We start from the raw sequence: 259 nt of genomic DNA on the forward strand, positions 1-259 counted from the left end.
CCAGCCAGGAGACCTGGGCCTTCGGTGCGCATCTGCGGGACGGCGGTGTGGAACAGCTCATCCTTCGCAGGATGCCCCAGGGCGAACGCCCGGGTGATCTGTCCGCCGGACCAGAACTCGAGGCACAGGTCATCGCGCTCGTGGCTAGCGCCGGAGTTCCGGTTCCCGCTGTCCGCGAGGTCCTGCGGCCTTCCGACGGCGCGGGCCGAGGGTTCGTGATGAATCTCATCGAGGGCGAAACGCTGGCGCGCAAGATTAT

1 protein-coding gene is annotated in these 259 nt (G+C 67.2%); it reads left to right on the forward strand.

Annotated elements, in window-relative coordinates:
- Positions 1 to 259 (forward strand): hypothetical protein (locus tag ACNEUN_RS06305; protein ID WP_463631587.1); only part of this gene is annotated, 259 nt, incomplete at both ends.

Source organism: Gardnerella sp. C0684A1 (assembly GCF_055326835.1).